General features: G+C 64.9%; 6 protein-coding genes and 1 pseudogene. All 7 read left to right on the top strand.

Going from position 1 to position 5,273, the window contains the following annotated elements:
• The coding region (locus BGO62_RS12510) for a DUF454 family protein (RefSeq protein WP_296642955.1) at positions 1–223 on the top strand (223 nt) is incomplete at its 5' end.
• A gap of 83 nt (positions 224–306) precedes the next feature.
• Positions 307–1,470: an MFS transporter gene (locus BGO62_RS12505; protein WP_296642953.1), complete on the top strand. Its 1,164-nt coding sequence runs from the start codon at positions 307–309 to the stop codon at positions 1,468–1,470.
• A 32-nt stretch (positions 1,471–1,502) separates the two neighbouring features.
• A complete protein-coding gene (gene leuC / locus BGO62_RS12500) occupies positions 1,503–2,906 on the top strand; it encodes a 3-isopropylmalate dehydratase large subunit (RefSeq protein WP_296642950.1) in 1,404 nt (467 codons plus the stop codon).
• A gap of 10 nt (positions 2,907–2,916) precedes the next feature.
• Positions 2,917–3,039 (top strand): entericidin A/B family lipoprotein, encoded by a 123-nt coding sequence (locus BGO62_RS12495; RefSeq protein WP_296642948.1) that lies wholly within the window; start codon positions 2,917–2,919, stop codon positions 3,037–3,039.
• A complete protein-coding gene (leuD, locus tag BGO62_RS12490; RefSeq protein WP_296642944.1) occupies positions 3,040–3,678 on the top strand; it encodes a 3-isopropylmalate dehydratase small subunit in 639 nt (212 codons plus the stop codon).
• A gap of 110 nt (positions 3,679–3,788) precedes the next feature.
• On the top strand, positions 3,789–4,850 hold the full coding sequence (gene leuB, locus BGO62_RS12485; RefSeq protein ID WP_296642943.1) for a 3-isopropylmalate dehydrogenase: 1,062 nt from the start codon (positions 3,789–3,791) through the stop codon (positions 4,848–4,850).
• Between the two features lie 132 nt (positions 4,851–4,982).
• Positions 4,983–5,273: pseudogene (locus tag BGO62_RS12480) on the top strand (aspartate-semialdehyde dehydrogenase); the annotation flags it as partial.

Raw genomic sequence — 5,273 nt, 5'->3', positions numbered from 1 at the left:
CCCGCAGTTCGGGCCGCTGATCCGCGAATGGCGTGAGCATCGCAGCATCCCGTATCGCGCCAAGCGCATCGCGCTGGGGCTGATCGCGCTGAGCTTCGCGGTCTCCATCGGGTTTTTCGTGCCGGGCTGGCCGGCAAAGCTGGCCATGGGAGCCGGCGGCCTGATCCTGATGGCATGGATCGCGCGCATCCCCTCGCGCGATTCGCCATCCGGCATGGGGTGACCCGGCCGCACAGCGCTTTTATTCGTTCCCGGACTGAAATGCGGATGCGGAAACGGTGCCCGCCTCAGGGATAATCCGGCCGTATGAGTGCCGTTCCCTACTGGCGTCTGTCCGGTTTCTATTTCTTTTATTTTGCTTTCGTCGGCGCGATGTCGCCGTTCTGGGGGCTGTATCTGCAGTCGCTGGCGTTCAACGCCTTCCAGATCGGCGTGCTGATGTCGCTGCTGCAGGTGATGCGGATTTTTGCGCCCAACATCTGGGGGCATATTGCCGACCGCACCGGCCGCCGCACGGCGATCGTGCAGATTGCGGCGATAGGCAGCGTGCTGGTGTTTGCCGGGGTGTTTGCCGGCGACGGTTTCTGGTGGCTGTTTGTGGTGATGGCGGCGCTGAGTTTCTTCTGGAGCGCGTCGCTGCCGCTGGTCGAGGCGATGACGCTGTCGCATCTGGGCGAGCGCAGCGACGCCTACGGCCGCATCCGCCTGTGGGGCTCGGTCGGCTTCATCGTCATGGTGGTGGGGCTGGGGCATGCCTTCGATCATGTGTCGATCGGCTGGCTGCCGTGGGCGGTGCTGGCGGTGATGCTGGGCATCGTCGCGTTCGCGCGGGTGATCCCCGAGGCCGAAATCCTGCCGCATGCCGGCGATCACATCCCGGTCTGGGCCGTGCTGAAGCGGCCGGAGGTGGCGTCGCTGCTGGCCGCCTGTCTGCTGATGGCGGTGACGCACGGGCCGTACTACACCTTCTATTCGATCTACCTGGTCGAGCATGGCTACGGCAAATCAACCGTGGGCTGGCTGTGGGCGCTCGGCGTGCTGTGCGAAATCGGGGTTTTTCTCGTCATTCCGCGTATTTTTGCGCAGGTGACGCCGCGCAAGCTGATTCTGGCGAGCTTCGCGCTGGCGGTGCTGCGCTTCCTGCTGATCGCCTGGGGGGTGGAGTCGGCCTGGCTGGTGTGGGGCGCGCAGACGCTGCACGCCTTCACTTTCGGCACCTTTCACGCGGCGGCGGTGGCGCTGATCCACCAGCATTTCCGCGGGCGCCATCAAGCGCGCGGGCAGGCGCTCTACACCAGCCTGTCCTACGGCATCGGCGGCACCGTCGGCGGGCTGGCCAGCGGTCTGACCTGGGACACGCTGGGCCCGGCGTGGACTTTCACCCTGGCTGCGGCGAGCGCGGCGCTGGCGTGGGCAGTGTATGCGGCGTGGGGAAAAACAGAATCCGTGCCCGTCGGCGCCCAGCTATGAAATAATTGGACTTTACGTAATTTGCCCTTCCCATGCCCGGCCAGACCTTATTCCAGAAATTGTGGGACGCCCACGTCGTGCACGTCGAAGCCGACGGCACCGCGCTGCTCTACATCGACCGCCACCTGGTGCACGAAGTCACCAGTCCGCAGGCGTTCGAGGGGCTGAAGCTGGCCCACCGCACGCCGCGCCGCGCCGACGCGGCGATTGCCGTGCCCGACCACAACGTGCCGACCACCGACCGCAGCCAGGGCATCGCCGATCCGATCTCGCGCCTGCAGGTGGAAACGCTGGACGCCAATTGCGCCGAGTTCGGTATCACCGAATTCAGGATGGACGACATCCGTCAGGGCATCGTCCACGTCATCGGTCCCGAAGAGGGGCTGACCCTGCCCGGCATGACCGTGGTGTGCGGCGATTCGCATACTTCCACCCACGGCGCGTTCGGCGCGCTGGCGTTCGGCATCGGCACCTCCGAAGTCGAGCACGTGCTGGCCACGCAATGCCTGTGGCAGAAGCCGTCGAAGACCATGCTGGTGAAGGTCGAAGGCACGCTGGGCAATGGCGTGACTGCGAAGGACATCGCGCTGGCCATCATCGGCGCGATCGGCACCGCCGGCGGCACCGGCTACGCGCTGGAATTCGGCGGCACGGCGATCCGCGCGCTGACGATGGAAGGGCGCATGACGCTGTGCAACATGGCGATCGAGGCGGGCGCGCGCGCCGGCATGGTGGCGGTCGACCAGACCACGATCGACTACGTCAAGGGCCGGCCCTATTCGCCCACGGGCGCGGCGTGGGACAAGGCGGTGGCGTGGTGGAACACGCTGCATTCGGACGCCGACGCGGTCTTCGACCGCGTGGTCGAGCTCGATGCGGCGACGATCGAGCCGCAGGTCACCTGGGGCACCTCGCCCGAGATGGTGACGACCATCAACGGCCGCGTGCCGAATCCGGCCGATGCGCCGAGCGAGGTCAAGCGCCACGACTGGATGCGCGCCCTCGAATACATGGGCCTCGCGGCCGGCACCCCGATTGCCGAGATCCCGGTGGACAAGATCTTTATCGGCTCCTGCACCAACTCGCGGATCGAGGATCTGCGCGAGGCCGCCGGCGTGGCCCGCGGCCGCAAGGTCGCGCCCAACGTCAAGCTGGCGATGGTGGTGCCGGGCTCGGGCCTGGTCAAGCAGCAGGCCGAGACCGAGGGCCTGGACAAGGTCTTCATCGAAGCAGGATTCGAGTGGCGCGAACCGGGCTGCTCGATGTGCCTGGCGATGAACGCCGACCGGCTGGAGCCGGGCGAGCGCTGTGCCTCGACTTCCAACCGCAACTTCGAGGGGCGCCAGGGGCAGGGCGGCAGAACCCATCTGGTCAGTCCTGCCATGGCCGCCGCGGCCGCGTGCGCCGGGCATTTTGTCGATGTACGTAAATTTTAAGGAGAACCGTATGAAACCGATGATCGCCGTTTTGATTGCCGCCGCCTTGACGCTGGCCGGCTGCAACACCGTTCGCGGCGTGGGCCAGGATATCGAGAAGGCCGGCGACGCGATTCAGAAGTCGACCAAGTAAATGCACGCTTTCACTGTTCTCGACGGGCTTGTGGTGCCGCTCGACCGCGCCAACGTCGACACCGACGCCATCATTCCCAAGCAGTTCCTGAAATCGATCAAGCGCGCCGGCTTCGGGCCCAACCTGTTCGACGAATGGCGTTATCTCGATCACGGCGAGCCGGGCATGGACTCCGCCACGCGCAAGCCGAACCCGGAGTTCGTGCTGAACTTCCCGCGTTATGCGGGTGCCTCGGTACTGCTGGCGCGCGACAACTTCGGCTGCGGATCGAGCCGCGAGCATGCACCGTGGGCGCTGGAAGACTACGGCATCCGCGCCATCATCGCACCGTCCTACGCCGACATCTTCTACAACAACTGCTTCAAGAACGGCATTCTGCCGATCGTGCTCGACGCTGCGGTGGTTGACCGGCTGTTCGGCGAATGCGAAGCATCCGAGGGCTACCGCCTGAACGTCGATCTCGGCAAGCAGACCGTGACCACGCCGGCTGGCGAAGTGCTGGCATTCGAAGTCGACGGCGGCCGTAAGCACCGTCTGCTGAACGGCCTGGACGATATCGGGCTGACCTTGTTGCAGGCCGACAAGATCAAGGCATACGAAGAACGACGCAAGGTCGAGGCACCTTGGTTGTTTGCATGATTATTTTTCATCCGCGCAGGACGCGAAGAAACGCGAAGGAAGGCTTTTCTTCGTGACCTTCGCGCCCTTTATGCCCTTCCGGGTATTCGCGGACAAAAGGTTTTAAGAACATGAAAATTGCAGTCTTGCCGGGTGACGGCATCGGTCCGGAAATCGTCGCCCAGGCGGTCAAGGTTCTCGACGCATTGCGCGCCGACGGCGCAAAAATCGAAATGGAAACCGCGCCGATCGGCGGTGCCGGCTACGATGCGGCGGGCGATCCGCTGCCGGAGGCCACCCTGAAGCTCGCACGCGACGCCGACGCGGTGCTGCTCGGCGCCGTCGGCGGGCCGCAATACGACACGCTCGACCGCCCGCTGCGCCCCGAGCGCGGTCTGTTGCGCATTCGCAAGGAACTCAACCTGTTCGCCAACCTGCGCCCGGCGCTGCTGTATCCGGAGCTGGCGGGCGCGTCGTCGCTCAAGCCCGAAGTCGTGTCCGGGCTCGACATCATGATCGTGCGCGAGCTGACCGGCGACGTGTATTTCGGCCAGCCGCGCGGAATAGAGGTGCGGAATGGCGAGCGCGTCGGCTTCAATACCATGCTGTATTCGGAGTCGGAAGTGCGCCGCGTTGCCCATGTGGCCTTCGGCATCGCGATGAAGCGCGGCAGGAAGCTGTGCTCGGTCGAGAAGGCCAACGTGCTGGAATGCTCCGAGCTGTGGAAGGAAGTGATGATCGAGGTCTCGAAGCAGTATCCCGAGGTCGAGCTCTCGCACATGTATGTCGACAACGCGGCGATGCAGCTGATCCGCGCGCCGAAGCAGTTCGATACCATGGTCACCGGCAACATCTTCGGCGACATCCTGTCCGACGCCGCCTCCATGCTGTCCGGCTCGATCGGCATGCTGCCGTCGGCATCTTTGGACGAGCACAACAAGGGCATGTACGAGCCGATCCACGGGTCCGCGCCCGACATCGCCGGCAGGAACCTGGCGAACCCGCTGGCCACCATTCTGTCGGTGGCGATGATGTACCGCTACACCTTCGCCGATCTGGCGACCGCCGATCGCATCGAGAATGCGGTGAAGAAGGTGGTCGCACAGGGCCTGCGCACCGGCGACATCTGGACCGAGGGCACGCGGAAGGTGTCATGCAGCGAGATGGGCGACGCGGTGGTGGCGGCGCTTTGATTTTTAGGGATTAGGGGCTAGGCGCTAGGGATAAGGGGATGAGCGGGCTGTGCCCGTGCAATTGAATGGGCGCGGCCTCCGGCCGCGCTGCCCCTAGCCCCTAAATCCTAGCCCCTCACACGGAGAAACGAAATGATGAAAGTAGGCTTGATCGGCTGGCGCGGCATGGTGGGTTCCGTGCTCATGGGGCGCATGAAGGAAGAGCGCGATTTCGACCATATCGAACCGGTGTTCTTCACGACTTCCAACGTCGGCGGCAAGGGCCCCGACATCGGCCGCGAGGTGCCGCCGCTGAAGGATGCCAGCAGCATCGACGAGCTGCGTGCCTGCGACACCATCATCACCTGCCAGGGCGGCGACTACACGAAAGAGATCTACCCGAAGCTGCGCGCGGCGGGCTGGAACGGCTACTGGATCGACGCC

Source organism: Thiobacillus sp. 65-1402 (assembly GCF_001897685.1).
Taxonomy (GTDB): domain Bacteria; phylum Pseudomonadota; class Gammaproteobacteria; order Burkholderiales; family Thiobacillaceae; genus Thiobacillus.
This window is presented reverse-complemented; position numbering and strand designations above follow the sequence as displayed.

Bases quoted from the DNA above. Each gene is read 5' to 3' on its own strand.
- BGO62_RS12505 (WP_296642953.1), top strand. From the start codon at position 307: ATGAGTGCCGTTCCCTACTGGCGTCTGTCCGGTTTCTATTTCTTTTAT.
- leuC (WP_296642950.1), top strand. From the start codon at position 1,503: ATGCCCGGCCAGACCTTATTCCAGAAATTGTGGGACGCCCACGTCGTG.
- BGO62_RS12495 (WP_296642948.1), top strand. From the start codon at position 2,917: ATGAAACCGATGATCGCCGTTTTGATTGCCGCCGCCTTGACGCTGGCC.
- leuD (WP_296642944.1), top strand. From the start codon at position 3,040: ATGCACGCTTTCACTGTTCTCGACGGGCTTGTGGTGCCGCTCGACCGC.
- leuB (WP_296642943.1), top strand. From the start codon at position 3,789: ATGAAAATTGCAGTCTTGCCGGGTGACGGCATCGGTCCGGAAATCGTC.